Origin of the sequence: Kitasatospora sp. NBC_00070, from assembly GCF_045041205.1 — a bacterium.
Taxonomy (GTDB): domain Bacteria; phylum Actinomycetota; class Actinomycetes; order Streptomycetales; family Streptomycetaceae; genus Kitasatospora.
The window spans coordinates 5,856,671-5,882,522 of sequence record NZ_CP108247.1; the positions used below are offsets into that span (position 1 = coordinate 5,856,671).

Genomic DNA, 25,852 nt, shown 5'->3' on the forward strand with positions numbered 1-25,852 from the left:
TACGCGCCGGGCGGCGGATTTGACGCCCCCTTGACGGGTCGGTCTCAGTGCGGGAGCTCGCGGCCGTGGAAGTCCTCGACGGTCTCCCGCCGGATCAGCAGCCGGGCCCCGCCGTCCCGGACGGCGGCCACGGCCGGGCGGCCGACCAGGTTGTAGCCGGAGGCCATCGAGAGCTGGTAGGCACCGGCCACCGGGACGGCGAGCAGGTCACCGGGCCGCAGGTCGGCGGGGAGCGGGGCGTCGCGGACCAGGACGTCCCCGGCCTCGCAGTGCCGGCCGACCACGTCCACCGCGCGGACGGCGTTGGTCGCGGTCCGGCCGATCAGGCGGACGCAGTACGGGGAGCCGTAGAGGGCCGGGCGCGGGTTGTCGCTCATGCCGCCGTCGACGGCGGCGAAGACCCGGCCGTCGGTCCCGTGCTTGACGGTCAGCACCCGGTAGACCGCGACCCCGGCGGGGCCGATCACCGCGCGGCCCGGCTCGACCAACAGCCTTGGCACGTCCAGTCGGTGACGTCCGCACAGCTCGGCCAGCCGGGCCGGCACCTGCCGGGCGAAGGCGTCGAGGTCCAGGCCGTCGGCCCCGGGCAGGTAGGGCACGCCGTGCCCGCCGCCGAGGTCCAGCTCGGGCAGCTGGCGGCCGTGCTCGGCGTGGATCTCCGCGAGCAGCGCGACCAGCCGTTCGACCGCGCCGAGGTAGGGCTCGACGGTGTCGATCTGCGAGCCCAGGTGGCAGTGCAACCCGGCCAGTACCAGGCCGGGTTGCTCCAGGATCCGCCGGACGGCCTCGGCCGCGTCCCCGCCCTCGATCGTGAAGCCGAACTTCTGTCCGGCGACCCCGGTGCGGACGGCCTCGTGGTGACCGGCGGCCACCCCGGGGACGACCCGGAGCAGCACGCGCTGCGGCGCGTCGGCGACGGTCAGGGCGGCCAGCCGGGGGATCTCGGCGAGGTTGTCGACGACGATCCGGCCGACCCGCAGGCGCCGGGCCAGCCGCAGCTCCTCGGGGCTCTTGGCGTTGCCGTGCAGCAGGATCCGCTCGGGCGGGAAGCCCGCCGCGGTGGCCAGCCGCAGTTCGCCCTCCGAGCAGACGTCCAGGCCGAGCCCCTCCTCGGCGACCCAGCCGGCCACCGCGCTGCTCAGGAACGCCTTTGCGGCGTACAGCACTTCGGCCCCGGGCAGGGCCGCCCGGTAGGCCCGGCAGCGGGCCCGGACCTCACCCTCGTCCAGCACGTACAGCGGGGTGCCGAACCGGTCCGCGACGTCGGCGAGCGCGACGCCGCCGACGGTCAGTTCCCCGTTCGGCGCCAGCCGGGCGGAGGCCGGCCAGGGGCTGCCGACGACCTGCCCGGCGGCGGGAGCGGCGGGGCGGGCAGAGGTGAGGGTCATGCGACGGTGCTCCTTGCCGGGAGGACGGTGGACGGGGCGGCGGCCGCGGGCAGCAGGGTGCGCAGCACCAGTTCGACCTGGACCCCGGCGGCGCCGGCCCGGCGGAGGGTGGCGACCACCTCGCGCAGCTCCTGCGGATCGCGGCAGGCCAGGTGCAGTTCCAGGTCGGCGTCACCGGCCAGCGCCAGGCCCCACTGGACGGCGGGGATCCGGGCGGCCAGCTGCTCGAAGTCCAGCCGGGCGGGACCGGATCTGACCCGGGCCACCGCCCGCAGCGGCGGCGACCCGGCCGGGTGGGCGGGGGAGGTGACCAGCCGTAGGCCGGGCCCCGGTGCGGGGGTCACCACTGCTGCTGGAGCGCGCGGAGCCGGACGGTGTCGACAGCCCGGTCCGGTCCGACCGGCCCGGCGACCAGCCGGGGGTCGACGACCAGGGCGGTGGCGCCCAGCGGTTCGGCCAGTGCCCGCAGCGCGGCCTCGGCCAGCGGTACCGAGCGCTGGTCGGCCCCGAGCAGCGCGGCCAGCCGGTCGGGGGAGCTGAAGGCGACGGCGCAGCGACTGCCGTCCCGCTGCCGGAACAGCCGCAGGGCGAAGCCCGCACCGGTGGACCGGACCGGGACGTGCAGGACGGTCCGGCGTTCGGCAGGCTCCTGGGGAGCCGGGGTGGTACTGGTCACGACGTGCACTCCAAGGGGAAGGCGGGAGAAGCGCGGCGGGTCGTGGAGCGACTCGGGGCGTTGGGTGGAGAGGTCTCCGACGCTAGCCGGATCATGCGGACGGCAGCCGTTCCTGACGCTTCGTTGACTGACCGTGGGTCAGTTCTGACAGTCCCTTGACGCCGCCAGCCCCCGGACGGCCGAACGCCCCCGGGCCGCTGTCGCGGACCGGGGGCGTCAGAGTCGCGTCAAGCCACCCCGGTGCACCGTCAGGGAAGCGTCAGCGAGCGGCCGTCCCGGCGGCGCACGGGTTTGGCTGTGCGCACCAGCCGAGCGGAGACGGGACGGACATGATGGACGGGTACAGCACCGACGGGCAGCGGGCCGACCGGATCGTCGTCGGTGTCAGCGGATCGCTCGGCAGCCTGGCCGCGCTGCACCGGGCGGTGGACGAGGGCCGCCGGACCGACCGTGAGGTGCTGGCCGTGCTCGCCTGGCTGCCGCAGGGCGGTGAGCACGGCTACCGCCTGGCACCCTGTCCGCCCCTGCTGGCCGCCTGGCAGGAGTGTGCCGAGGCCCGGCTGACCGAGGCCCTCGAAGCCGCCTTCGGCGGGGCGCCCGCAGGTGTGCGGCTGGCCGCGCAGGTGGTCCGGGGCGACACGGGCCCGGCGCTGGTGCACACCGCCGACCAGCCGGGTGACCTGCTGGTCCTGGGGGCCGGTGGCGGCAGTTGGCTACGGCGGGGGCTGCGGCCCTCGGTGACGGCGTACTGCGTCCGGCGGGCCGCCTGCCCGACCCTGGTGGTGCCCAAGCCGGGGCTGCAGCGCGAGCTGGAAGCCCTGCACCGCCGTGGCCCCTGGCACCTGCCGACCGCCCCGGCCCCGGTCAACTGACGCCTGCCGGAACGGGCTCCGATCAGGCGACCGCGCCGAGGATCGGAGCCCAGACGGCACCGGTGAGTGCGGTCACCACCTGCTGCTCGGTGAGCGGGGGGGCGTTCCGGGTCGGCTTCGGAGTGTCCGGGCCGGCGCCGACCGTGCTGTTCCACTCCACCAACTGGAGCTGTGCGCCGGTCGACTTCACCGTCACCGTCACCGTCCAGCGGTTGGGGGTGTCGGCACCGGCCGGCTGTGCGGCCGCGATCCGCTCGGACATCACCAGGGCTCCGCCGGGAAGGCCGGCGCTGCTCGGCAGTTCGCGCAGCGTGCAGGTGTCGCCCGCAGGACGCTTGGGCGTCCGGTCGCAGCTCAGACCGTCGCCGTCCCGGAGCGGCAGCTTGAGCCGCACGGCCGAGACGCCGATGGCGGCGGCGCCCCGGCCGTCGTCGACGACCATTCCGGCGTTGGCGACCATCCCGGCGTTCGGGTCGGAGGGGTTGTTGCTCTGTCCGGTCACCTGGCTGAACCGCCCCCCGGGGAGGGTGGCCTGCAGGGCCGCGATCATCTGGGCGTCGCTGATCGCGGAACGGGGCATCGCCAGCGCCACCATCTCCAGATCGGATCCGCCGGAGCCGATCCCGGTCGACGTGCCGGGGATCGCCAGGCAGGCCGCGGCGACCACGGCGCACGCGCCGATCCCGGCGGCGACGCCGGCGCTGCGCCGCCGCCGACGGCTGCGTCCGCGCGCGACGGCTCCGCTCAGCAGCGCGTCGAGATCGGGTTCGAGGGAGTCGGTCGTGCGGTCCACGGCGTGGGCGAAGTCTGTTTCGAACGGCATGCTGATCTCACCATTTCTGTCGTCGATGGGGACTCTGCGACGGGGTCGCTCAGTGCGACACCAGGTCGGACAGGCTGTCGCCGAGCAGCACCCGCAGCCTGCCGAGCGCCCGGGTGCCCTGGGAGCGGACCGCCCCGCTGCTCAGCTTGAGCATCCGGGCGGTCTCCTCGATGCTGCGGTCCTCCCAGTAGCGCAGCAGCAGCACCGCCCGGTCGCGGGGCGGCAGTTGGCCGAGCCCGTCCAGCAGGGTGAGCCGCAGCGCGGCGTCCGGGCCGGCGGCCGCGTGGTCGGGCAGGCTCCCGACCGGGCGCTCGCCGGTGCTGCGCCGACGGCGCAGGGTCAGGAAGGTGCGGACCAGGACCGTCTGGGCGTAGGCCGCCGGGCTGTCCGCCCTGGCCACCCGGTTCCAGTGCACGTACACCCGGCTGAGGGTCTCCTGGACCAGGTCCTCGGCGAGATGCGTGTCGCCGGCCGCGAGGACGTACGCCGACCGGTACAGCGCCTTCGCTCTGTCGGCCACGAACTCCAGGTACGCGTCCTCCTGTGCTGATTTCACTCGACCCCGCCCTGTCCTGTCGTGCCGTGTTCCCCGTGCATACCCCTGATGACTACGCGGCAGGACGGAGTGTCGCGCGGGCCGGGCGCTTTTCTCGAATACGGGCGCCGGCCCGTCAACGCCCCGTCAGGGAACGGGCCACCGGCGTCAAGGATCCGTACGGGCCGGGCGCCGGCCCGCCGGGCGCCGCCAGGATCAGGGGACCAGTACTCAGCAGGAGGTCCAGTTCGATGTCCGGTGTCACCGCGGCGCAGCAGTCGGCGATTGAGGAGCCCCCTGATACCGGCGCGCGGCCGGAGCCGGAGCGCGACAGGTTGACCGCGCTCGGGGGCCTGGCGGCGCTCTCGCTGGACGCGATGGCGTCGGTGGCGTACGGCCCCGAGTCGATCGTGCTGGTGCTGGCCGCCGCAGGCTCGTACGGCCTCGGCTTCACGCTGCCGGTGACGGTCGCGATCGCGGTGCTGCTGGCCGTGCTGGTCGCCTCCTACCGCCAGGTGATCGCGGCCTTCCCGGACGGCGGCGGCTCGTACGCGGTGGCCAAGGCGCACCTCGGCCGGCGCACCGCGCTGACCGCGGCGGCCTCGCTGGTGATCGACTACATCCTGAACGTCGCGGTCTCGGTGACCGCCGGGGTGGCCGCGCTGACCTCGGCCTTCCCTGCGCTGTACGACCAGCGGGTGTGGCTCTGCCTCGGGGTGCTGGCGCTGGTGACGGCGGTCAACCTGCGGGGGATCGCCGAGTCGGCGCGCTGGTTCATGGCGCCCACCGCCGTGTTCGTGCTCTCGATCCTGGCGATCGTCGTGGTCGGCCTGTTCCGGGACGGCCCGGTGAGCACCGAGGCCGCTGCCGGGCACGCCTCCGCGCTGGCGGGCAACGCCACCGCCGTCGGTGCGCTGCTGCTGCTCAAGGCGTTCGCGGCCGGCTGCTCGGCGCTGACCGGCGTGGAGGCGGTGGCCAACGCCGTCCCCTCGTTCCGGACCCCGCGCGCCAAGCGCGCCCAGCACACCGAGGTCGCGCTCGGCGCCCTGCTCGGTGTGATGCTGATCGGGCTGGCCGTGCTGATCGGCCGGTTCCAGCTCCAGCCGGTGGAGGGCGTCACCGTGCTGGCCCAGCTGGCGGACGCCTCGCTCGGCCACGGCTTCGGCTTCTACGTGGTGCAGTTCGCCACCGTGGTCCTGCTCGGCCTGGCGGCCAACACCTCGTTCGGCGGCCTGCCGGTGCTGATGCGCCTGCTGGCCCGGGACAACCACCTGCCGCACGTCTTCGCGCTGCGCGCCGACCACCAGGTGCACCGGCACGGCGTGCTGTTCCTGGCGCTGGTCTCGGCCGCCCTGCTGGTCGGTTCCGGCGGCGACGTCAACCGCCTGGTGCCGCTGTTCGCGATCGGGGTCTTCGTCGGCTTCACGATCTGTCAGGTCGGCATGGTCAGGCACTGGTACCGCGAGCAGGGCTCCGGTTGGCGCGGCAAGGCGCTGCTGAACGGCTGCGGGGCGCTGCTCACCGGTGTCGCGGCCGTGGTGGTCACGGGGACCAAGTTCACCGAGGGCGCCTGGGGCATCTGCCTGGCGCTGCCGCTGCTGGTGCTGCTCTTCGAACTGGTCCACCGCAGCTACGCCCGGATCGGCACCCGGCTGGAGCTGGGCCGGATCCCCGGTCCGGTCACCCGGCAGCGCTCGCTGGTGGTGGTCCCGGTGCACGCCATCACCCGGCTGACCCGGGACGCGCTGAGCGCCGCCGTCTCGCTCGGCGACGAGGTGCTCGCGGTCACCGTGGTGCACACCGTCCCCGACGCGGAGGACCGTGAGAGCGCCGAGGCGCTTCGCCGCGACTGGGAGCTCTGGCACCCCGGTGTCCCGCTGCTGGAGATCCCCGACGCGCACCGCCGGATCGGCCGCCCGCTGGTGGGTTTCGTCAACGAGCTCGGCTCCGAGCACGCCTACGACCGGATCACCGTCCTGATCCCCGAGGTCGAGCCGACCCGGCTGTGGGAGCGGGCGCTGCAGAACCAGCGCGGTGCGGTCATCGACCGCGCGCTGCGCCGGCACACCGACGCGGTCGTCTGCCGGCTCCGGCTGCGGATGTAATCGGGTGATATGAGCCCTATGAGGCATTCGTTCCGGATATCTTGACGATCCCTTAACGCCTCTCCTGACGGGCCCTTGACGCCCTGGAAGACCCCGCCCGACCTGCGCAAACAGCCGGTCCGGCGGGGTTTTCGGCGCGCTGCGGCCGATCGGTCGCCAGCCTTACGCTCGCCCGTGTGTTCAATCTGCCCCAGGCGCTCAAGCGCCTCGTGATCGGCCGGGCCATGCGCAGCGAGGAGCTGGGCGAGACCCTGCTCCCCAAGCGGCTGGCGCTGCCGATCTTCGCTTCCGACCCGCTCTCCTCCGTCGCGTACGCGACCCAGGAGATCCTGTTGGTGCTCACCGTCGGCGGCACCGCCTTCCTCTACCTCACCCCGTGGATCGCGCTCGCGGTCGTCGCGCTGATGGTGGTCGTGGTGCTGTCGTACCGTCAGGTGGTGCACGCCTACCCCAGCGGCGGCGGGTCCTACGAGGTGGCCTCGAAGAACCTGGGGCCGAACGCCGGCCTGGTGGTGGCGGCCTCGCTGCTGGTCGACTACGTGATGACCGTGGCGGTATCGGTCGCCTCCGGGGTGGCGAACATCATCTCCGCGCTGCCGAGCCTGGCCGACCACCGGGTGATCCTGGCGGTCGGCTTCGTGGCCGTGCTGACGGCGATGAACCTGCGCGGCGTCCGGGAGTCCGGCAACGCCTTCGCCGCACCGACCTACCTGTTCATCGGCGCGATCCTGCTGATGATCGTCACCGGCCTGGTGCGGCTGGCGCTCGGGGACGCCCCCGTCGCGGAGAGTGCCCACTACGGGGTCCGGCCCGAGCACGGCAAGGACGCGCTGGCCGGGGTCGCCCTGCTGATGCTCGGCCTGCGGGCGTTCGCCTCCGGTTGCACCGCGCTGACCGGCGTCGAGGCGATCTCCAACGGGGTGCCCGCGTTCCGCGCGCCGAAGTCGAAGAACGCCGCGAGCACGATGGCCGTGATGGGCATCACCGCGATCGTGATGTTCTCCGGCATCACCGCGCTCGCGCTTATCGCGGACGTCCACATCACCGAGGACGCCTGCCAGTTGACCGGCTACGCCGACTGCGCCACGACGCCGCAGCAGACCGTGATCGCCCAGCTGGCGGCGGCGATCTTCGGCGGCAGCGACAGCATCCTGTTCTACCTGATCCAGGCCGCCACCGCGCTGGTGCTGATCCTGGCGGCGAACACCGCCTTCAACGGCTTCCCACTGCTGGCCTCGATCCTGGCCGAACACCGCTACCTGCCCCGGCAGATGCACACCCGGGGCGACCGGCTGGCCTTCTCCAACGGCATCATCGCCCTCGCGGTGGTGGCCGGCGGGCTGCTCTGGCTCTACGACGCGGACGTCACCGACCTGATCCACCTGTACATCCTGGGTGTCTTCACCTCCTTCACGCTGTCCCAGATCGGCATGGTCCGGCACTGGAACCGCACCCTGGCCACCGAGACGGACGGCACCGTCCGGGGCACCGCCCAACGGGCCCGGGTGATCAACGCGTTGGGCGCCGTGGTCACCGGGCTGGTGCTGGTGATCGTGCTGGCCACCAAGTTCGTCCAGGGCGCCTGGCTGGCGGTGCTCGCGGCGGTGGTGCTGTGGGTGATGATGCGCGGCATCCGGCGCCACTACGACCGGGTGGCCGAGGAGCTGACGGTGGAGGACCCGCGCGAGGAGTCCGCCCGGCCGTCGAACGTGCACGGGATCGTGCTGGTCTCCAAGCTGCACAAGCCGACCCTGCGGGCACTCGGCTACGCCCAGGCGTTCGGGCCGGACACCCTGGAGGCGCTGACGGTCGAGGTGGAGAAGGACTCCACGGCCGAACTGCGGGCGCAGTGGGACGAGTTCGACGTCCAGGTGCCGCTGAAGGTGCTCGACTCGCCGTTCCGGGAGATCACCCGACCGGTGGTCGGGTACGTCCGGAGCGTGCGCCGGGGGAGTCCGCGCGACGTGGTCGCGGTGTTCATCCCCGAGTACGTGGTGGGCCACTGGTGGGAGAACCTGCTGCACAACCAGTCCGCCCTGTGGCTGAAGAGCAGACTGCTCTTCACCCCCGGCGTGATGGTGATCAGCGTCCCCTGGCAGCTCTCCTCCGCGCCCCGGGCCGACCGTCCGGCCCGCCGCGCACCCGGCGCGGTGCGACGTGGCGAACCGGCCAGGCCGGTCAAGAAGGTCCGGGAGCCGGAGCAGGTCTGACGCACCGTCGGGGCCCCCGGACAGCGCCGCTGTCCGGGGGCCCCGACGCGTTTCCGGCCAGGCCCAAGGACCGGGCGCATGAGGTGGGCGTCAAGGCTGCGTCAAGGTCGCGGGCTCACCCGTATGGAGGGCGTCAGGAACCGTCTCAGCGCTCTGACCGGCTGGTTTGCTGACCGAGCCGGTCTGCCACCGGCGCCGTGCGGAGCCCCTGAAGGCATCCATGGCCGGGTCCTGAACCACTCTGGTGGAGCCAATGTCCGATCTGTTCTTCGTCGGGATCACGGTTGCCGTGTTCGCCGTCATCGCCTTGATCGCGCGAGGGGTGGAGAAGCTGTGAGCGCCGAGAACGTCGCAGGTCTCATCGTCGCCGTCGCGCTCGTCGGCTACCTCATCGTGGCGTTGATCTACCCGGAGAAGTTCTGACCATGAGCTCAACACTCACGGGCTGGCTGCAGGCAGTCGCCCTGGTGGGCGCGCTGGCCCTGTGCTACCGCCCGCTCGGCGACCACATCGCCAAGCTCCTCACCACCGGAAAGCACCTCAGAGTCGAACGCGGCCTCTACAAGGTGGTCGGCGTGGACGCCGACGCCGACCAGCGCTGGCCGGTCTACCTGCGGTCGGTGCTGGCCTTCTCGGCCGTCTCGGTCCTCTTCCTCTACGGCCTGATCCGGCTCCAGGGCCACCTGCTGCTCAGCCTGGGCGTTCCCCAGATGGAGGGGCACCAGGCCTGGAACACCGCGATCTCGTTCACCACCAACACCAACTGGCAGTCCTACAGCGGCGAGGCCGCGATGGGCCACCTGGTGCAGATGGCCGGCCTGGCGGTGCAGAACTTCGTCTCGGCGGCCGTCGGCATCGCGGTGATGGCGACCCTGATCCGGGGCTTCACCCGGAACAAGACCGACCGGGTCGGCAACTTCTGGGTCGACCTGACCCGGATCGTGCTGCGCCTGCTGCTGCCGCTGGCGATCGTCTTCGCCCTGGTCCTGGTGGCCGGCGGCACGATCCAGAACTTCCACGGCTTCCACGAGCTGACCACCCTGGCGGGCGACCCGCAGTCGATCCCGGGCGGTCCGGTGGCCTCGCAGGAGGTCATCAAGGAGCTGGGCACCAACGGCGGCGGTTTCTTCAACGCCAACTCCGCGCACCCCTTCGAGAACCCGAACGGCTTCACCAACCTGCTGGAGATCTTCCTGCTGCTGCTGATCCCGTTCGCCCTGCCGCGCACCTTCGGCAGGATGGTCGGCGACAACCGCCAGGGCTACGCGATCGTCGCGGTGATGGGTCTGTTCTGGGTGGCCTCGGCCGCGCTGATCACCTTCTTCGAGGTCCAGCACGCCGGAGTGGCCGCGCAGGCCGCCGGTGCCGGGATGGAGGGCAAGGAGCAGCGCTTCGGCATCGCCGCGTCAAGCCTGTTCGCCGCCTCCACCACGCTCACCTCGACGGGTGCGGTGAACTCGTTCCACGACTCGTACTCGCCGTTCGGCGGCGGTCTGACGATCTTCAACATGATGCTCGGTGAGATCGCGCCCGGCGGTACCGGTTCCGGCCTGTACGGGATGCTGATCCTGGCGGTCGTCGCGGTCTTCGTGGCCGGTCTGATGGTCGGCCGCACGCCCGAGTACCTGGGCAAGAAGCTCGGCGGGCGGGAGATGAAGTTCGCCTCGCTCTACATCCTCACCACGCCCACCCTGGTGCTGGTCGGCACCGGCATCGCGATGGCGCTGCCGGGGGAGCGGGCCGGGATGCTCAACTCCGGTGCGCACGGCTTCTCCGAGGTGCTGTACGCGTTCACCTCGGCCGCCAACAACAACGGCTCCGCGTTCGCCGGTATCACCGTCAACACCGACTGGTACGACACCGCGCTGGGCCTGGCCATGGTGCTCGGGCGGTTCCTGCCGATGGTGTTCGTGCTGGCGCTGGCCGGCGCGCTCGCCCGGCAGCAGCCCGTCCCCGCCACCCCGGGCACCCTGCCCACCCACAAACCGCTGTTCGTGGGCCTGCTGTCGGGAGTGATCCTGATCGTCGTCGGCCTCACCTACTTCCCGGCCCTGGCTCTTGGGCCGATCGCGGAAGGTCTGCACTGATGTCGTCCACCCTTACCCCCGCTCCCGCTCCGGCCGGGCAGCCGCAGGCTCCGCACAGAGTCTCCGGCGGTCTGCTGGACCCGAAGCTGATCGTCGCCTCGCTCCCCGACGCGGTGAAGAAGCTCGACCCCCGGGTGATGGTCAAGAACCCGGTCATGTTCGTGGTCGAGGTCGGCTCGGTGGTCACCACCGTCGCCGCGATCGCCGACCCGTCCGTGTTCGCCTGGGCGATCACCCTCTGGCTCTGGCTCACCACGGTCTTCGCCAACCTGGCCGAGGCCGTCGCCGAGGGCCGCGGCAAGGCCCAGGCCGAGACCCTGCGCCGGACCAAGACCGACGCGGTGGCCCGCCGGCTGGTCGACTGGCCCGCCTCGGGGGCCGAGGAGGAGGTCTCCGGCACCGCGCTGCGGCTCGGCGACCACGTGGTGGTCGAGGCCGGCCAGACCGTCCCCGGTGACGGCGACGTGGTCGAGGGGGTCGCCTCGGTCGACGAGTCCGCGATCACCGGCGAGTCCGCGCCCGTCATCCGCGAGTCCGGCGGCGACCGCTCGGCGGTCACCGGCGGCACCAAGGTGCTCTCCGACCGGATCGTGGTCAAGATCTCCTCGGAGCCCGGCAAGACCTTCATCGACCGGATGATCGCGCTGGTCGAGGGCGCCGCCCGGCAGAAGACGCCGAACGAGATCGCGCTGAACATCCTGCTCGCCTCGCTCACCGTCGTCTTTTTGATCGCGGTCTGCACCCTGCAGCCGATGGCCACCTACGCCGGTGCCCCGCAGTCGATGATCGTGCTGGTGGCTCTGGTGGTCGCACTGATCCCGACCACGATCGGCGCGCTGCTCTCGGCGATCGGCATCGCCGGTATGGACCGGCTGGTGCAGCGCAACGTGCTGGCGATGTCGGGGCGCGCGGTCGAGGCGGCGGGCGACGTCAACACCCTGCTGCTGGACAAGACCGGCACCATCACCCTGGGCAACCGCCAGGCGGCCGAGTTCCGGCCCGCCGAGGGCGTGTCGGTCGAGGAGCTGGCGGACGCCGCCCAGCTTTCCTCGCTCGCCGACGAGACCCCCGAGGGCCGCTCGATCGTGGTGCTCGCCAAGACCGGGTACGGCCTGCGGGCCCGCGCCCAGGGCGAGTTGACGCACGCCACCTGGGTGCCGTTCACCGCGCAGACCCGGATGTCGGGGGTCGACCTGGCCGAGGCCGACGGTGTGCACCAGGTCCGCAAGGGCGCCGCCGGCTCGGTCGCCGAGTGGGTGACCGGCAACGGCGGCACGGTGGGCACCGAGGTCACCGACCTGGTCCAGGAGATCTCCGGTGCCGGTGGCACCCCGCTGCTGGTCGCCTCGAGGATCGGGGCCGCCCAGGCCCGGGTGCTGGGCGTGGTGTACCTCAAGGACGTGGTCAAGGAGGGCATGAAGGAGCGCTTCGACGAGCTCCGCCGGATGGGCATCCGGACCGTCATGATCACGGGTGACAACCCGCTGACCGCCAAGGCGATCGCGGAGGAGGCGGGCGTGGACGACTTCCTCGCCGAGGCCACCCCCGAGGACAAGATGGCGCTGATCAAGAAGGAGCAGGCGGGCGGCAAGCTGGTCGCGATGACCGGCGACGGCACCAACGACGCCCCCGCGCTGGCCCAGGCGGACGTCGGCGTGGCGATGAACACCGGCACCATGGCGGCCAAGGAGGCCGGCAACATGGTGGACCTGGACTCCAACCCCACCAAGCTGATCGAGATCGTCGAGATCGGCAAGCAACTGCTGATCACCCGTGGTGCGTTGACCACCTTCTCGATCGCCAACGACGTGGCGAAGTACTTCGCGATCATCCCGGCGATGTTCGCCACCGTGTACCCGGGCCTGGACAAGCTGAACATCATGCAGCTGCACAGCCCCCAGTCGGCGATCACCTCGGCGATCGTCTTCAACGCCCTGGTCATCGTCGGCCTCATCCCGCTCGCCCTGCGCGGCGTCAAGTACCGCCCGTCGGACGCCAGTTCACTGCTGCGCCGGAACATCGGGGTCTACGGCCTGGGCGGTCTGGTGGTCCCCTTCGTCGGGATCAAGGCGATCGACCTGATCGTCCAGTTCATCCCCGGCCTGAGCTGAAAGGAGCGCAAGCCATGTCCAAGCCCCTGCCCACCATCGTGCGCAACCACCTGACCGCGCTGCGGATGCTGCTGGTGATGACCGTGATCCTCGGCATCGCCTACCCGCTGCTGGTGACCGGTCTGAGCCAGGTCGCGTTCGCCGGCAAGGCGAACGGATCGATCGTCAGCTCCGAGGGCAAGGAGGTGGGTTCCAGCCTGATCGGCCAGAACTTCAACCTCCCCAAGAAGAACCCCGACGACGCCGACGAGGCCGCCCAGCCGGACCCGAAGTGGTTCCAGCCCCGGCCCGCCGCCTACCCCTACGACCCGACCAGCTCGGGCGCCTCCAACCTCGGCCCCAACAACGAGGACCTGGTCAAGGCGGTCGAGGAGCGCCGCGCCGCGGTCGCAGCCTTCGACGGGGTCGACCCGGCGAGCGTCCCGGCCGACGCGCTGACCACCTCGGGATCCAGCCTCGACCCGCACATCTCGGTGGCCTACGCCGAGCAGCAGGTCACCCGGGTGGCCAGGGAGCGCAACCTGTCGGCCGAGACGCTGAAGGGCCTGGTCGCCAAGTACACCGACGGCCGCCCGCTCGGCTTCCTCGGCCAGGCCGGCGTCAACGTCGTCCTGCTCAACAAGGCCGTCAGCGAGCAGAAGTGACCGCAGACCGGCCGGCCGCCGACTGAACGGACCGACCCTGCCCCGGGACACCACCCGGGGCAGGGTCGGTCCGCCGTATCCGCCCTCCAGCGAAAGATGCAGCGCCCATGGCCCGCGACGACCTCACCCCCGGCCCCGCGCACCGCCGCGGCCGGCTGAGGGTCTACCTCGGCTCCGCCCCCGGGGTCGGCAAGACCTACCGGATGCTGGACGAGGCCCGCAGACGCCAGGAGCGCGGCGCGGACGTGGTGGTGGGGTACATCGAGTGCCACGGCCGCCGGCACACCGAGAACATGCTGCAGGGCCTGGACGTCATCCCGCGCACCCAGCGGACCTACCGGGGAACCGAGTTCACCGAGATGGACCTGGCGGCCGTGCTGGAGCGCCGCCCCTCCGTGGTCCTGGTCGACGAGCTCGCGCACACCAACATCCCCGGCGGGCGGCACGCCAAGCGCTGGCAGGACGTCGAGGAACTGCTGGCGGCCGGGATCGACGTGATCACCACCGTCAACATCCAGCACCTGGAGTCGCTCAACGACGTGGTGCAGAAGATCACCGGCATCCCGCAGCGGGAGACCGTACCCGACGAGGTGGTCCGCCGGGCCGACCAGCTCGAACTGGTCGACATGGCCCCGCAGGCGCTGCGCCGCCGGATGGCCCACGGCAACGTCTACAAGGCCGAGAAGGTGGACGCCGCGCTCTCCAACTACTTCCGGGTCGGCAACCTGACGGCCCTTCGGGAACTCGCCCTGCTCTGGGTGGCCGGCCGGGTCGACGAGGGCTTGCGGGACTACCGGGTCGAGCACCGGATCGACCGGGTCTGGGAGACCAGGGAACGCGTGGTGGTGGCCCTCACCGGCGGCCCCGAGGGCGAGACCCTGATCCGCCGGGCCGCCAGGATCGCCGACCGTACGGCGGGCGGTGAACTGCTCGCCGTGCACATCACCCGGAGCGACGGCCTGGCCGGGGCCTCGCCCGGAAACCTGGCCGAGCAGCGGCAGTTGGTGGAGACCCTGGGCGGCAGCTACCACGTGGTGGTCGGCGACGACATCCCCACCGCGCTGCTCGCCTTCGCCCGCGCGCACCATGCCACCCAGCTGGTGCTGGGCACCAGCCGCCGCGGCCGGATCACCCGGTTCCTGACCGGCCCCGGCATCGGCGAGACCACCGTGGACGCCTCCGAGGACATCGACGTCCACATGGTCACCCACGAGTTCAGCGGCCGGGGCCGGCTGCCCGCGCTCGGCCGCCGGCACTCCCGCCGCCGCACGGTGGCCGGGTACACCGTCGGACTGGCGCTGCCCGCGCTGCTCACCCCGCTGCTCTCGCACGCCGGGCTGAACCTCACCACCGACGCGCTGATCTTCCAACTCGGCGTGGTGGCGGTCGCGTTGCTCGGCGGCGCGACCTCCGCACTGCTCGCCTCGGTGGTCGCCTCGCTGCTGCTGAACTACTACTTCATCCCACCCGTCCACACCTTCACCATCACCGAGCCGAACAACATCATCGCGCTGGCGGTGTTCGCGGTGGTCGCGCTCACCGTCTCCACCGTGGTGGACCACGCCGGCCGGCTCACCGCCCGGGCCGCCCGGGCCACCGCCGAGGCGGAGACGCTGTCCACCCTGGCGGGCAGCGTGCTGCGCGGCGCCGACGCGCTGCCCGCCCTGCTGGAGAAGTCCAGGACCGCCTTCGGGATGGACTCGGTCGCCCTGCTGGACCGCACCAGCGGTGAGGTGCTGGCCAGGAGTGACGCCGGCGGCGAGGCCGCCGCCGACCGGGAGGTGACCGAAGTGCCGGTCGGCGAGAGCGCGTTGCTGATCCTGGCCGGTCGGCGGCTGCCTGCCGCCGACCACCGGGTGCTGACCGCCTTCGCCGCCCACGTGGCGGCCGCGCTGGAACGTGACCGGCTGGCCACCGTCGCTGCCGAGGTGGAGCCGATCAAGGCCGCCGACCGGATGCGCACCGCCCTGCTGGCCGCCGTCAGCCACGACCTGCGCACCCCGCTGGCCGCCGCGCTCGCCTCGGTCGGCTCGCTGCGCAGCCCCGACGTGGAGTTCTCCGAGGAGGACCAGGCCGAACTCCTCGCCACCGCCGACGAGTCGCTGCTCAAGCTGAACCGCCTGGTCGACAACCTGCTCGACATGAGCCGCCTGCAGGCCGGCGCGCTGACCCTGTACCTGACGCCCACCCACCTGGACGAGGTGCTGCCGCGCGCCCTCGACTCGCTCGCCGACCAGGACGCCCCGGTCCAGCCGCTCGGCCTGGCCGAGGCACCGCCGGTGCTCGCCGACCCCCCGCTGCTGGAACGGGTGCTGGCCAACGTCATCACCAACGCGCTGCGGCACAACGCCCCGGGCGCCCCGGTCCTGGTCACCGCCAGCGCCCACGCCGAACGGGTCGAGATCCGGATCGCCGACCGCGGCCCCGGCATCCCCGCCGAGGAGCGCGACCGGGTCTTCCTCCCGTTCCAGCGCCTCGGCGACACCGACAACACCGCCGGCGTCGGGCTCGGCCTGGCGCTCTCCCGGGGCCTGGCCGAGGCGATGAACGGCTCGCTCGAGGTCGAGGACACCCCCGGCGGCGGCACCACCATGCTGCTCACCCTGCCGGTCGCCGGGCCCGTACCGGAGCCCGCCGGGGAGCCCGGCGAGGTGGCCCCGTGAGCCGCATCCTGGTGGTGGACGACGAGCCGCAGCTGCTGCGCGCGCTGAAGATCAACCTGCACGCCCGCCGCTACTCGGTGCTCACCGCCGCCACCGGCGCCGAGGCGCTGGACCTGGCGGGGCGTCAGATGCCCGAGGCGGTGCTGCTCGACCTCGGGCTGCCGGACCTGGACGGGATGGACATCATCCGGGGCCTGCGGGCCTGGAGCCCGGTGCCGATCATCGTGATCTCCGGCCGGGGCAGTGCGTTGGAGAAGGTCCGGGCCCTGGACGCGGGGGCCGACGACTACCTCACCAAACCCTTCGTGATGGCCGAACTGCTGGCCCGCCTGCGGGCGGTGCTGCGCCGCCCGCCGACCGGACAGCCGCCGCCCAAGGCCGTCATCGGCGTCCACGAGATCGACGTCGGCGCCGCGACCGTCACCGGCCCGGACGGCCCGGTCCGGCTCACCCCGACCGAGTGGCGGATCCTCACCCTGCTGCTGGCCCACCCCGGCCTGCTGGTGCCGGGCCGGGACATCCTGCGCGAGGTCTGGGGGCCCGAGCAGCAGGCGCACTCCAACTACCTGCGGGTCTACTTCTCCGGCCTGCGCCGCAAGCTGGAGCCCGATCCGGCCCGGCCCCGGCACCTGGTCACCGAGCCCGGGCTCGGCTACCGCTTCGAACCCTGAGAGATCGAGCCGCCCCGGAGGCAACGGTCGGGGGCCGTTCTGGGCTCTGGCAGGGTGAGGAGGTGCTCATGGGAGAACCGAAGACCGACCGGGACAGCGAGTTCCAGGCGTTCACCGTCATCGCCTGGCCACGGCTGCTGCGCACCGCGTTCCTGCTCGCCGGTGAGCAGCACGCGGGCGAGGACCTGGTCCAGTCGACCCTGGAACGGACCTACGCGGCCTGGGGCAAGGTACGCCGGGCCGACGACCGGGACGCGTACGTACGCCGCATCCTGGTGAACGAACACGCCCGGCGGTTCCGCCGGAAGGTGCCGGAGCAGCTGGTCACCGCCGTGCCCGAACGGGCCGGGGCGGACGGGTTCGCCCAACTCGACCAGCGGGCCGTGCTGTTGGCGGCCCTCGCCACCCTGCCGCCCCGGCAGCGGGAGGCGGTGGTGCTGCGGTACTGGGAGGACCTGAGCGAGAGCCAGGCGGCCGCCGCGATGGGGTGTTCGGTGGGCACCGTGAAGAGCCAGGCGTCGAAGGGCATCGCCCGGCTGCGCACCGCCTCGTCACTGAAGGAAACGGCAGACATCGGAGGCGCGGCATGACCAGTGAACAGCGTTCTGGGTACGAGGAGTCGGCGGCACAGGTGGGGATCGGCCTGGCCGGTCTGGTGGAGACGGTGGAGATCGGGCCGGCCCCCGTGGCCGCGCTGGCGGCCGGTGGCCGGCGGCGGCTACGGCGCCGCCGGGCGGTGCTGACCGGCTCGGTGGCCCTGGTGACCGCCGCGGTGGTCGGCGGCGGGTTGCTGATCGGCCCTGGCCTGGGCCCGGCCGGGCGGCCGGGCCTGGCCGCCGCGGCGGGGGTGGCCGCCGGTCCGTCGGCGGTCCTGTCGGCCGGCGCGGTCCCGCTCGCCCGCAACCCGCTCGCGCCGGTGCGGGCCGTGCTCGCACAGGGTGTGGTGGACGGCAAGGAGTGGAAGGTCTGGGCCGCGCTCTGGCCGCTGGCGACCAGGGAGCAGTCCCTGGAGCAGGCCAGGATGATCTGGCAGGAGCAGCACGCGGCGGGCTCCGACCTGCCCGAGCCGACCGCAGCCTACGTCCAGCAGTACTGGCAGTCCGGCTCGGACGTGGTGAACCTTTACTACACCGTGGACGGCACCCGGCTGCCGTACAACGGCGAGCTCACCCCCACCGCCCCGGGCCCCACGCCCCCGACCCCGACCGGGCCGGACGGCGGGCTGAGTGGCGTGCTGGTCGGTGCGCTCGGCAAGGGGCAGAACGCCGGCCCGGTCCGGGTGGCGGCGCTCACGGTCGGCCCGGACGTCGCGAAGACCGTGGTGACCTGGGCCGACGGCAGCACCTCCGAGCCGTCGCCGGTCACCCTCGGCGACTCCCTGGTGCGCCTGATCGGGGTGCCCGAGCGTCAGGGGAACAAGGCCCGGTCCATCGCGGTGTACGGCTCCGGCGGCCAACTGCTCGGCACCAACACGAGCTGGCTGTCCTGACCCGTCGTTGACCCGTCGCAGCCAGGGCCCGGCTGCGACGGCCCACTGTTGGCACTGAGTGCTGCCGATGGCATGCATCAAGTGCCATTCCGTGCCGAAAATGCTAAATTCACGCCATGACCGCCGCACGGGACACCAGCTCCGAGACCTCCGCCACCCCGGCGAAGCCCGCCATGCGGGACGCGCTGGTCGCGGCGGCCTTCCAGCTGTTCGTGGAACGCGGCTACGAGCAGACCACCATCGACGACATCGTGACGCTGGCCGGTGTCGGCCGCCGGTCGTTCTTCCGGTACTTCCCCTCGAAGGAGGACGTGGTCTTCCCCGACCACGAGCAGTGCCTCGCGGACATGACCGCCCTGCTGGAGGCCAGCGGGGACGAGGACGACCCGGTGGCCCGGGTCTGCGACGCAGCCAGGCTGGTGCTGCGGATGTACGCCGAGAACCCGGTCTTCTCGGTCCAGCGCTACCGGCTGACCAAGAAGGTGCCGGGCCTGCGCACCTACGAACTCTCGGTGGTCTGGCGCTACGAGCGCACCCTCGCCGAGTACCTGCGGGCCCGGTTCTCGGCCCGCCGGGACGGCACGCTGCGGGCGGACGTGATCGCCTCCGCCGTGGTCACCGCGCACAACCACGCGCTCCGCGCCTGGCTCCGCGCGGGCGGCGAGGGCGACGCGTCGGCGGGGGTGGACCACGCCCTCGACTACGTCGCCCGGGCCTGGACGCCCGAGTCGTCCCCAGCGGCCGAGGCTGCGGAGGAGGACGAGGTGGTCATCGTGATCACCAGGCGCTCCACCCCGATGTGGCGGGTCGTCAGGGACGTCGAGGCGGGCCTCGGCCGGGGCTGACCGCACCTGACGACGAAGCCGGACGGCAGTTGCTGCCGTCCGGCTTCGTCGTGCGCTGGTGTCTGGGTGTGGTCAGCCCTTGCGGGTCTTGATTTCGGTGGTGAGTTGGGGGAGGACGGTGAAGAGGTCTCCGACGATGCCGTAGTCGACGAGTTCGAAGATGGGGGCTTCGGGGTCCTTGTTGACGGCGACGATGGTCTTGGAGGTCTGCATGCCGGCGCGGTGCTGGATGGCGCCGGAGATGCCGGCGGCGATGTAGAGCTGGGGGGAGACCTGCTTGCCGGTCTGGCCGACCTGGTTGGTGTGGGGGTACCAGCCGGCGTCGACGGCGGCGCGGGAGGCGCCGACGGCCGCGCCGAGGGCGTCGGCGAGGTCCTCGACCACGCTGAAGCCCTCGGCTGCGCCGACGCCGCGGCCGCCGGAGACGACGATGGCGGCTTCGGTGAGTTCGGGGCGGCCGGAGGAGACGCGGGGGGTGCGGGCGGTGACGGTGGCGGCGTTGCCGGTGAACGCCACCTCGACGCTCTGCACGGTGCCGGCGGCCGGGGCGGGCTCGGGGCTGGTGGAGTTGGGCTTGACGGTGATGACGGGGGTGCCGTGCGAGACGGTCGACTTGACCTGGAAGGAGGCGGCGAACACGGACTGGGTGGCGACCGGGCCGCCGTCGGTGCCGGCTTCGAGGTCGACGGCGTCGGTGATGATGCCCGAGCCCAGGCGCAGTGCGACGCGGGCGGCGATCTCCTTGCCCTCGCCGGAGGAGGTGACCAGCACGGCGCCGGCGTTGGCGTTCTGGGCGATCTGGGTGAGGGCGTCGACCTTGGGGACGACCAGGTGGTCGGTGAACTGGGCGGCGTCGGCGGTGTAGACCTTGGCGGCGCCGTACTCGGCGGCCTTGGCGGCGATGCCGGCGGTGGCGTCGCCGGCGCCGAGGACGACGGCGGAGGGCTCGCCGATGCGGCGGGCCAGGGTGAGCAGTTCGAGGGCCGGCTTGCGGACCACACCGTCGGCGTGGTCCACGAGGACCAGGATCTCAGCCATGATTTTGTCTCCTGAGGGATCGTGGCGGGTGGCGCTGACGGTGGCTTAGATGAACTTCTGGTCGGCGAGGTAGCCGGCCAGCGCGGTGCCGCCCTGGCCTTCGTCCTTGACGATGGTGCCGGCGGTGCGGGCGGGGCGGGCGGTGATGTCGTCGACCGCGGTCCACGCACCGGCCAGGCCCACCGTGTCGGCGTCGATGCCCAGGTCGTCCAGGTCGAAAGACTGCACCGGCTTCTTCTTGGCGGCCATGATGCCCTTGAAGGAGGGGTAACGGGCCTCACCGGACTGGTCGGTGACCGAGACGACGGCGGGCAGCTGCGCCTCGACCAGTTCGGTGGCGGCGTCGCCGTCGCGGCGGCCGGAGACGGTGGTGCCCGACAGGGTGACCTCGGACAGCAAGGTGGCCTGCGGCACGCCCAGGCGCTCGGCCAGCAGGGCGGGCAGCACACCCATGGTCCCGTCGGTGGAGGCCATGCCGCACACCACCAGGTCGTAGCCGGTCTTGCCCAGGGCCGCGGCGATCACCGCGGAGGTGCCGATCACGTCGGTGCCGTGCAGGTCGTCGTCGTTGACGTGGACGGCCTTGTCCGCACCCATCGACAGCGCCTTGCGCAGCGCGTCCTTCGCATCGTCGGGACCCACCGTCAGGACGGTCACCTCCGCGTCGCCGTGCGCCTCCGCGATCCGCAGCGCCTGCTCCACGCCGTACTCGTCGAGTTCCGACAGCAGACCGTCCACGGCCTCCCGGTCGGTGGTGGTGTCGTCCGCGAACCGACGGTCACCCGTCGCATCCGGCACGTACTTCACACAGACAACGATCCTCAAGCTCACGACTGCTGCGCCTTTCTGACGGTTCGACAGGGAAAACTACGGGAGGTTGCGGGACATCACGATGCGCTGGATCTGGTTGGTGCCCTCATAAATCTGGGTGATCTTGGCGTCGCGCATCATCCGCTCCAGCGGGTAGTCACGGGTGTAGCCGTAACCGCCCAGCAGCTGCACCGCGTCGATCGTGATCTCCATCGCGGCGTCGGAGGCGAAGCACTTGGCGGCGGCACCGAAGAACGTCAGGTCCGCGTCCACCCGCTGCGACTTCGCGGCCGCCGCGTACGTCAGCTGACGCGCCGCCTCCAGCTTCATCGCCATGTCCGCGAGCATGAACTGCACACCCTGGAAGTCACCGATCGGCTTCCCGAACTGCTTCCGCTCCCGGACGTAGCCCTTGGCGTAGTCCAGCGCGCCCTGCGCGATGCCCACCGCCTGCGCCGCGATGGTCACCCGGGTGTGGTCCAGGGTCTTCATCGCGGTCGCGAAACCGGTGCCCTCCGCCCCGATCATCCGGTCCGCGGGGATCCGCACGTTGTCGAAGTACACCTCACGGGTCGGCGAACCCTTGATGCCGAGCTTCTTCTCCGGCGCACCGAACGAGACGCCCGCGTCGCCCTTCTCCACCACGAACGCCGAGATGCCCTTGGACCGCAGCTCCGGATCGGTCACGGCGAGCACCGTGTAGAACTCCGACACCCCCGCGTTGGTGATCCACCGCTTCACACCGTTGAGCACCCAGAAGTCCCCGTCCCGCACCGCCCGGGTCTTCATCCCCGCCGCGTCCGAACCCGCCTCCGGCTCCGACAGGCAGTACGAGAACATCCCCTCGCCCCGCGCCAGCGCACCCAGGTACTTCGCCTTCAACTCCTGCGAACCCGACAGCTGCACCGGCAGCGAACCCAGCTTGTTCACCGCCGGGATCAACGACGAGGACGCACACACCCGCGCGATCTCCTCGATCACGATCACGGTCGCCAACGCGTCCGCCCCCGCACCACCGAACTCCTCCGGCACGTGCACCGCATGCAGCTCACTGGCCTGCAACGCGTCCAACGCCTCCTGCGGGAACCGGCCCTGCTCGTCCACCTCCGCCGCAAACGGAGCGATCTTCGCCTCCGCCAACGACCGCACCGCCTCCCGGAGCATCTCGTGCTCCTCGGAAACCCGGAAGAGATCGAACACCTTGTCCATGGCGCGGCGCTCCTGAGCGATAGAGGGAACCAAGTTCCCCTAATAGACCACACTCTGTGCCATCTCGGCCAGCCCTTGCGGCACTGAGTCCCCTGAGCAGGGTGAACTCGGTCCCCCGGGTGCGGCTCGTCCTACAGTGGTACCGCGAAGTCCCGGGGGCGGCGGCTGGAAGGTGGGGGACCTTGAACGTTGCCGGAAGGAAGATCGACGACCGGTACCGGCTGATCTCGCTGCTCGGGCGGGGCGGCATGGGCGAGGTCTGGCGGGCGCACGATCCCCGGCTGGACCGGCAGGTCGCGATCAAGTTCCTGCCGCCCTGGGCGGCCCACGACGGCCAGGGAGTGGCGAGGTTCCGCCGCGAGGCCAGGGTCACCGCCGGGCTCAAGCACCCGGGCATCACCCAGGTCTTCGACCACGGAGCCCAGGCCGGGCAGCTGTACCTGGTGATGGAACTGCTCGACGGCCGGGACCTGGGCGCGGTGCTCAGGGAGCGGCCCCAGGGGCTGCCGGTGGACCGGGCGGTGGAGCTGGCCGCGCAGGTCGCCGACGCGCTGTCACACGCGCACCGGGCGAAGATCGTGCACCGTGACATCAAACCGGCCAACCTGATGCTGCTCCCCGACGGCCGGGTCAAGGTCTGCGACTTCGGGCTGGCCGGATTCATCCGGGTCGAGTCCGAACTCACCCATGCGGGAATGGTGTTGGGGACGCCCGCCTACATGGCCCCGGAGCAGGCCGCCCAGGGGCGGGTCGACGGCCGGGCCGATCTGTACGCCCTCGGCTGCGTGCTGTTCGCGCTGCTCACCGGGCGGCCGCCGTTCACCACGGGCGGCTGGGCCGTCCTGGTCGACCACCTGAACACCCCGCCCCCGCTGCTGGCCACCCTGCGCCCGGACGTCCCGGACGCGGTGCAACGGATCGTCTCCGGGCTGCTCGACAAACGACCCGGGGCGCGGCCCACCTACGCGGGCCTGGTCGCGGAGCAGCTCAGGGACCTCGGCCGGCCCCCGTCCCGCCCCGTCCCCGAGCCACCCGCCGGCGCGCCGGAGCCGGTCGGGGCCGGGCGGCCCGAGCTCGGCATCGAGGTGTTCCAGAACGAGTACCTGCCGCCGGACGCCACCGAGGTCAACGCCATCGTGCGGATCAGCGGGGGCGCTCCCCGCCCGGAGGACCTGGCGGTGGCGGCGCCGCGGTCGCTGGTCTTCCTGCTCGGCCTCTCCGCCGCGCTGCCCGAAGCCGACTTCCGGGCCGTCCGGGAGCGCGTCGCCGACGCCGTCGAGGGGCTGGACGACGGCGTCGCCTTCGCCGTGGTGGCCGGCGCGGAGTACGCCCGGATGCTCTACCCCGACACCATGCGCCTGGTCCGGGCGAACGCGACCACCAAGGCCGAGGCACGCGCCGCGCTGGCCGACCTGGAACCGAGCGGAGCGGCGGCGTTCGGACGCTGGATCCGGCTGGCCGACCGGCTGTTCACCGCGCACGCCGAGACGGTGCGCACCGCGATCCTGCTGACCGATCTGGAGGCCACGGCCGAGTCCCCCGACGAGCTCGCGGCGGCGCTGGCCGCCTCGACCGGCCGGTTCGCCTGCCACGCGCGCGGCCTCGGCACCGCCTGGTCGGTCGGTCAACTCAGGGCGGTCACCAGTGCCCTGGCCGGCACGTTGGACATCGTCGCAGCCACGGCCGGGCCGACGGCGGAGAAGAGCCTGGCCCGCGAACTGGCCACCGTCATCGACGCCACCCGGCAGCCCTACGCCCGCAACCTCGCGCTGCGGGTCGGCCTGCCGCCGGGCGCCGGGGTGCGGTCCGTCAAGCAGGTGACACCGGTGGTGGAGGACCTGACGGACCGTGGGCAACCGGTCGGCCCCGGCACCGTCGAGTACCCGGTCGACGTGCCGGGCAACGGGGCCTGCGAGTACCACCTGGTGCTCGACGCACCGCCCGGTCGGGCCGGCGAGCGGCTCGAAGCGGCCGAGCTCACCGTCGTCCTGCTGCCCCCGGCGGGCGACGGCCGCACCCTGGCCCGGGTACCGGTCCTGGCCGTCCTGGCCGACGGACCCGACCGGCCGTCCCCGCACCTGGCGCGGTACGCCGACCGGGCCGACCTGGCCCGGGCCATCCGCGAGGGCCTCGACGCCCAGGGCGACCAGGGCGACCAGGGCCGGGCACGGCGGTAGCACAGAACCGCCCCGGGCCGGGCGATCTCGGGGCCGAAGTCAGCCGATCCGATGCACTTCGGGGCGCCCCGCGCCGACCGGTGGCCCGGGCCGCCGATCCTGGTGGACGTCGTGGGTCGCCGTCCGGTGGCCTGCCGTCCGATCCGTGCCCCGGGAGGGAACACCATGGCAGCCCAGGACAGTGCCGGAGCGCGCACCGATCGGGGTGTCGAGGCGATCCAACTCGTCGCCGGCGCGGTCGATCTGGGCCTGGAGCAGGCCGAGGGGCTGCTGCGCCGGATGCGTGGCCTGCTCGGCCGCTCGGACCTGCCCGGGCTGGCGGCCGACGGGCAGGAGGAACTGCGGGCGCGCGGCGAGCTGTTGCTCGGCCGGTTCGCGCCCGCCTCCGAGTCCCATCTGGAGGCCGTGGCCCGGCGGGCGGCCGCGGTCCGACGCCCGGCACCTGATGCCTGATCCGTCCGGAGGCCCGGCGCTCAAGTCACGGGTGGACCGGGCCCTGCTGGCGTTCGCCGAGCAGGAGACCGGGCTGCTGGTCGCCGTGGACGCCGAACTGGAGCCGGTGGCCGAGCAGTTGCGAGCCGCCGTGGCGGAGGGCAAGCGGCTCCGGGCCGCCTTCTGCTACTGGGGGTGGCGGGCGACCGGCCAACCGGACAGCGAGGCGGCGGTCCGGGCCGCGGCGGCGATGGAGCTGGTGCACGCGGCGGCCGTGGTCCATGACGACCTGATCGACGACAGTCCGATCCGCCGTGGCGCGCCGACCGTGCACCTGGCCCTGCGGCACGCCGTCCCGGACGGCCCCGAACGCGACGCCCGGGGGCGGGCGTTGGCGATGCTGACCGGCGACCTGCTGATGTCCTGGGCGGGCCAGCTGTTCGCCGGCTGCGGACTGCCCGGTGCCTACCTCGCCCGGGCCCGCCCGCTGTGGGCCACCCTGGCCCGCGAGCTGGTCGCGGGGGAGTGCCTGGAGATCCTGCGGACCGGCGCGGCGCCGGGTGCCGACCGCTCGGTGGAGATCATCCGCTACAAGACCGCGAAGTACACCGTCGAACACCCGCTGCATCTCGGCGCGCTGCTCGGCGGCGGGCCGCCCGCGCTGCTCGCCGCCTTCACCGCCTACGGGGTGCCGCTGGGCGAGGCGTTCCAGCTCCGGGACGACCTGCTCGGCGTCTTCGGCGACCCGCGGCGGACCGGCAAGTCCAACCTCGACGACCTGGCCGGCAGCAAGCCCACCGCCCTGCTCGCCCACGCCCTCGCCGGTGCGACCCCCGCCGACCGGGCCCGGCTCCGGGGGCTGCTGGGCCGGCAGGACCTCGGTGCCGCCGAACTCGACGAGCTGCGGGAGGTCATGGTCCGCTCCGGAGCCCGGGCCCGGGTCGAGGAGATGATCGGCGCGCGGACGGCCGCCGCCCGCGCCGCCCTCGCCCGGGCCGCGCTCCCGCGGGGCGTCGCCGACGCCCTGTCGGACCTGGTCGCCGCCGCGACCGCCCGTACCTGCTGAC

Annotated in this window: 23 protein-coding genes; 15 read left to right on the forward strand and 8 right to left on the reverse strand. The window is 72.6% G+C overall.

Annotated features, from left to right (window positions below):
• Positions 1-44: 44 nt before the first annotated feature.
• From lysA to OHV05_RS26565, 3 genes are read right to left on the reverse strand one after another with little or no spacing between them, the layout of a single operon-like run.
• Positions 45-1,388 carry a diaminopimelate decarboxylase gene (gene lysA / locus OHV05_RS26555; protein WP_405019877.1) on the reverse strand — a complete coding sequence of 448 codons (1,344 nt, stop codon included), beginning with the start codon at positions 1,386-1,388 and terminating at the stop codon, positions 45-47.
• Entirely contained in the window at positions 1,385-1,732 is a 348-nt protein-coding gene (locus tag OHV05_RS26560; protein ID WP_405019878.1) for an Lrp/AsnC ligand binding domain-containing protein, read from the reverse strand. Before OHV05_RS26560 ends, lysA begins: the two co-directional genes overlap by 4 nt.
• On the reverse strand, positions 1,729-2,064 hold the full coding sequence (locus tag OHV05_RS26565; RefSeq protein ID WP_405019879.1) for an SseB family protein: 336 nt from the start codon (positions 2,062-2,064) through the stop codon (positions 1,729-1,731). Before OHV05_RS26565 ends, OHV05_RS26560 begins: the two co-directional genes overlap by 4 nt.
• Before the next feature lie 329 nt (positions 2,065-2,393).
• On the opposite strand from OHV05_RS26565, the gene OHV05_RS26570 reads away from it, so the two are divergent.
• A complete protein-coding gene (locus OHV05_RS26570; RefSeq protein WP_405019880.1) occupies positions 2,394-2,936 on the forward strand; it encodes a universal stress protein in 543 nt (180 codons plus the stop codon).
• 22 nt (positions 2,937-2,958) lie between these two features.
• Here the strand turns inward: OHV05_RS26570 and OHV05_RS26575 are convergent, their stop codons facing one another.
• Both OHV05_RS26575 and OHV05_RS26580 read right to left on the reverse strand, forming a co-directional pair.
• Positions 2,959-3,759, reverse strand: coding sequence for a hypothetical protein (locus tag OHV05_RS26575; protein WP_405019881.1), 801 nt, complete (start codon positions 3,757-3,759; stop codon positions 2,959-2,961).
• Between the two features lie 49 nt (positions 3,760-3,808).
• Positions 3,809-4,315, reverse strand: coding sequence for a SigE family RNA polymerase sigma factor (locus OHV05_RS26580; protein WP_405019882.1), 507 nt, complete (start codon positions 4,313-4,315; stop codon positions 3,809-3,811).
• A gap of 230 nt (positions 4,316-4,545) precedes the next feature.
• Here OHV05_RS26580 and OHV05_RS26585 point away from each other — a divergent pair, with 230 nt between their 5' ends.
• From OHV05_RS26585 to OHV05_RS26635, 11 genes are all read left to right on the forward strand, one after another.
• On the forward strand, positions 4,546-6,399 hold the full coding sequence (locus OHV05_RS26585) for an APC family permease (RefSeq protein ID WP_405019883.1): 1,854 nt from the start codon (positions 4,546-4,548) through the stop codon (positions 6,397-6,399).
• Positions 6,400-6,623: 224 nt separating this feature from the next.
• Positions 6,624-8,609: an APC family permease gene (locus OHV05_RS26590; RefSeq protein ID WP_405021549.1), complete on the forward strand. Its 1,986-nt coding sequence runs from the start codon at positions 6,624-6,626 to the stop codon at positions 8,607-8,609.
• A 333-nt stretch (positions 8,610-8,942) separates the two neighbouring features.
• Entirely contained in the window at positions 8,943-9,032 is a 90-nt protein-coding gene (gene kdpF / locus OHV05_RS26595; protein WP_057230172.1) for a K(+)-transporting ATPase subunit F, read from the forward strand.
• Positions 9,033-9,034: 2 nt separating this feature from the next.
• Positions 9,035-10,696, forward strand: a complete 1,662-nt coding sequence (gene kdpA, locus OHV05_RS26600; RefSeq protein ID WP_405019884.1) for a potassium-transporting ATPase subunit KdpA — start codon at positions 9,035-9,037, stop codon at positions 10,694-10,696.
• Complete coding sequence (gene kdpB, locus OHV05_RS26605) at positions 10,696-12,807, forward strand: potassium-transporting ATPase subunit KdpB (protein ID WP_405019885.1); 2,112 nt, start codon at positions 10,696-10,698, stop codon at positions 12,805-12,807. The genes kdpA and kdpB overlap by 1 nt, the downstream gene beginning before the upstream one ends.
• A gap of 14 nt (positions 12,808-12,821) precedes the next feature.
• Complete coding sequence (gene kdpC, locus OHV05_RS26610) at positions 12,822-13,451, forward strand: potassium-transporting ATPase subunit KdpC (RefSeq protein WP_405019886.1); 630 nt, start codon at positions 12,822-12,824, stop codon at positions 13,449-13,451.
• Positions 13,452-13,558: 107 nt separating this feature from the next.
• Positions 13,559-16,114, forward strand: a complete 2,556-nt coding sequence (locus OHV05_RS26615) for an ATP-binding protein (protein ID WP_405019887.1) — start codon at positions 13,559-13,561, stop codon at positions 16,112-16,114.
• Positions 16,111-16,785, forward strand: coding sequence for a response regulator (locus OHV05_RS26620; RefSeq protein WP_405019888.1), 675 nt, complete (start codon positions 16,111-16,113; stop codon positions 16,783-16,785). Before OHV05_RS26615 ends, OHV05_RS26620 begins: the two co-directional genes overlap by 4 nt.
• A gap of 68 nt (positions 16,786-16,853) precedes the next feature.
• The gene (locus OHV05_RS26625; protein WP_405019889.1) at positions 16,854-17,375 is read left to right on the forward strand and encodes a SigE family RNA polymerase sigma factor; all 522 of its coding nucleotides are present in this window, start codon (positions 16,854-16,856) and stop codon (positions 17,373-17,375) included.
• Complete coding sequence (locus tag OHV05_RS26630) at positions 17,372-18,274, forward strand: hypothetical protein (protein WP_405019890.1); 903 nt, start codon at positions 17,372-17,374, stop codon at positions 18,272-18,274. The genes OHV05_RS26625 and OHV05_RS26630 overlap by 4 nt, the downstream gene beginning before the upstream one ends.
• Before the next feature lie 173 nt (positions 18,275-18,447).
• Positions 18,448-19,119 (forward strand): TetR family transcriptional regulator, encoded by a 672-nt coding sequence (locus OHV05_RS26635; protein WP_405021550.1) that lies wholly within the window; start codon positions 18,448-18,450, stop codon positions 19,117-19,119.
• A 72-nt stretch (positions 19,120-19,191) separates the two neighbouring features.
• Here OHV05_RS26635 and OHV05_RS26640 read toward each other — a convergent pair whose 3' ends face one another.
• The 3 genes from OHV05_RS26640 to OHV05_RS26650 are packed head-to-tail and all read right to left on the reverse strand — an operon-like array spanning position 19,192 to position 22,176.
• The gene (locus OHV05_RS26640) at positions 19,192-20,157 is read right to left on the reverse strand and encodes an electron transfer flavoprotein subunit alpha/FixB family protein (RefSeq protein WP_405016500.1); all 966 of its coding nucleotides are present in this window, start codon (positions 20,155-20,157) and stop codon (positions 19,192-19,194) included.
• 45 nt (positions 20,158-20,202) lie between these two features.
• Positions 20,203-20,988, reverse strand: a complete 786-nt coding sequence (locus tag OHV05_RS26645; protein WP_405016501.1) for an electron transfer flavoprotein subunit beta/FixA family protein — start codon at positions 20,986-20,988, stop codon at positions 20,203-20,205.
• Between the two features lie 36 nt (positions 20,989-21,024).
• Entirely contained in the window at positions 21,025-22,176 is a 1,152-nt protein-coding gene (locus OHV05_RS26650) for an acyl-CoA dehydrogenase family protein (RefSeq protein ID WP_405019891.1), read from the reverse strand.
• 182 nt (positions 22,177-22,358) lie between these two features.
• On the opposite strand from OHV05_RS26650, the gene OHV05_RS26655 reads away from it, so the two are divergent.
• The 3 genes from OHV05_RS26655 (at position 22,359) to OHV05_RS26665 (ending at position 25,851) form a co-directional block, all read left to right on the forward strand.
• A complete protein-coding gene (locus tag OHV05_RS26655; RefSeq protein WP_405019892.1) occupies positions 22,359-24,353 on the forward strand; it encodes a protein kinase domain-containing protein in 1,995 nt (664 codons plus the stop codon).
• A 165-nt stretch (positions 24,354-24,518) separates the two neighbouring features.
• Entirely contained in the window at positions 24,519-24,806 is a 288-nt protein-coding gene (locus tag OHV05_RS26660) for a hypothetical protein (RefSeq protein ID WP_405019893.1), read from the forward strand.
• The gene (locus tag OHV05_RS26665; protein WP_405019894.1) at positions 24,799-25,851 is read left to right on the forward strand and encodes a polyprenyl synthetase family protein; all 1,053 of its coding nucleotides are present in this window, start codon (positions 24,799-24,801) and stop codon (positions 25,849-25,851) included. The genes OHV05_RS26660 and OHV05_RS26665 overlap by 8 nt, the downstream gene beginning before the upstream one ends.
• Position 25,852: the final 1 nt, after the last annotated feature.